Source organism: Synechococcus sp. H60.1, from assembly GCF_047462335.1.
Classification (GTDB): domain Bacteria; phylum Cyanobacteriota; class Cyanobacteriia; order Thermostichales; family Thermostichaceae; genus Thermostichus.
On record NZ_JANSJA010000020.1, the window covers coordinates 1 to 2,329 of the forward strand.

Here is a 2,329-nt window from a genome sequence, read left to right on the forward strand (position 1 = left end):
AGCAACGGCCAGCCGGTGGAATTTGGCCAAGTCTTAATGCGACTGGATCCCACGGGCTAGGGGCGAGACTGGGGCAGAGGTGACTCGGCAACCAGCCGACAGCGTTGTTATCCCCAGCAGGAAATGGGCTAGAGTACAGTATGTCTGAGCTGGAATCTTTTCGATGCCCCCACGCTCGTCGCCCTCCCAGAGCGGTTCCAGCCCGTTTCCCTTTTTGGAAGGGAGGGGGGCCGCTGCTGGTGAGGCTGAGTTGAGCTTGCCGCTAGGGCAGCGTTTGCTGCGGGCAGGGCTGATTTCTCAGTCTCAGTTGGCCCAGGCCTTGCGGGAGCAACAGCAGAACCACCTTAAGTTGGGAGAAGTCTGCCTGGAGCACGGCTGGCTGACTCCGTCGGATCTCTACCGCTTCCTGCCTAGCCAGGCCCTGTCTCTGGGGGAGATTTTGGTGGCTCTGGGCTATCTGGATTTTGAGCAGTTGCGGGTGGCTTTAGCCCAACAGCGGCGGTACGGGCGGAAACTGGGGGAGATCCTCACTTGGAAAGGTTGGGTTCAGCCGGCAATTTTGGATCGCGCCCTGGATGTGCAGGTGCAGCTGCAGCGGATGGCTTCCCCCAATGCCTGGGAGGCGCTGCAGCCTTTCTTGGCCAGGGATCCCCTCCAGGCCCCGCAGATGTCCCCCCAAGAGGCGGTGGTTCAGCGTTCCCCTGCCGAAGAGGTTGCTCGAGGGAGCGGGACGGAGTCTTCGCTGTCTTGCCAGGGGGCAGAGCTGTTTCCAGTTGTTCATCCCTCGGATCCGGCAAGGGATCCCCTGCCGGGAACAACAGCCGGCGGGCGAGAATCTTCCTCTGCGGCTGAGGATCCTTTTGCTTCTGTGGCTCAGCCAGCCACCCTGGCCGACTACCGCAAGCAGGTGGAGGCCCTGCAACTCCAAATCGAGCTGCAGGAACGGGAGTGGGATCGGATCCTGGCGGACATGAACCAGCAGATTGCCGATTTCCAAAGCCAGTACCAGCAGCGCATTCAAAAACTGGAAGCCACCATCCGCCAGCAACAGGAGGAGCTGCAGCACCAAGCAAGGTTGCAGCAGGATCTGCAAGTCTGGCGAGAACACCTGCAACGGCTGGAAAGGGAGCTGGCCCTGGCCCGCGCCGCCGAACAAAAGGCGCAGCGGCAGTTGCAAACCCAGCGAGATTGCTATCAGTCCGAGCTGGAGCACCTGCGGGAGCAGATCCAGATTTTGCAGGAGCGCCAATTGGATTCTGTGCCCAGCAGCGTTGTCGCCGATTTGCGCGCCCAGCTCCAGGCAGCGCTTGATCAGGTGCGGCAGCTCCAGTCGGAGCGGGATCAGTTGCAGGCCCAACTGGCTCAGCCGGCTGCCTCCTCGGGGGAGGCTGCAGATCCCCTCCTGAGGCAGGTCGCCACCCTGGAAGAACAAGTCGCGGAGCTAAAGGCCGCTGTGCAGAGCTGGCAGGAGCGCTACGCTCAGTTGCAGCAAGAGCACGAAACCCAAATGGCGCGGCTTTCCAGCTATGTTCCTCCAGAGCAGGTGGAAAACCTCCAGGCGCAGCTCCGACAACTGCAGGCGGAAGTGGCGCAATTGACGGCGGCCAACCATGAAGCGGCAGCGCGTCTTGCCCAACAGGAGGAGCAACTGCAGCAGAGCCAAGTCTTGGTTCTGCAGCTCAGGGCGGAGCGGGCCGAGGCCGATCAGCGCATTGCCCAACTGGAGGGATTCCTGCAAGCCCGCCAAGAAGCCCTAGAACAGGCCCAGCAACAACTGAAAAGCCTGGGATCCCGCCTCAGGGCCTTGCAACAGCAGCAGGCCAAGTTGACGGTGGAGCTGCGGGATGCGCAGGAGCTGCTGGCGGCCTACCGACAGAGCCTGGAGTCTCTTCAGGAAAGCCTCAAAGCCGAGCAGGATCGCAACCGCCTGCTGCGGGTGAGCTACGAGCAACAGAAGCTGATCGCCGAGGCCGCCCAAGCCCAGTTGAGAGCTGCCAACTTGCCCACTAACCCAGGCAAGAGGCCAACCTGTTCCTCCGAGGTGGGCAGAGCGGCAGCCCGCCCAACCGTTCGCGTCAGCAAGGCGGAGTCCTTGCCAGAAGAGCCTGCCCCTTCTGAGGAAGAGGTGCCGGCAGATCCTCTGTTGGCGGAGCTCACCCCCTGGGCCAGGCGCCTGTTCCAAAACTTGCAGGAGGCGGGCCTGCTAGATCGGCCCCAGGTCGAACACATCCTCAGCCGCTGGCAACAGGCGGGGGGCAAGCTGACCACGGTCATCGGCGAGTGTACGGGCCTGAAGGCGACCACGATCAAGTTCTTTGCCGACGAGGGA

General features: G+C 62.4%; 1 protein-coding gene. It reads left to right on the plus strand.

Going from position 1 to position 2,329, the window contains the following annotated elements; genetic code table 11:
• Positions 1-250: 250 nt before the first annotated feature.
• A partial coding sequence (locus NW852_RS01070) for a hypothetical protein (protein ID WP_414426395.1) occupies positions 251-2,329 on the plus strand: 2,079 nt, incomplete at its 3' end.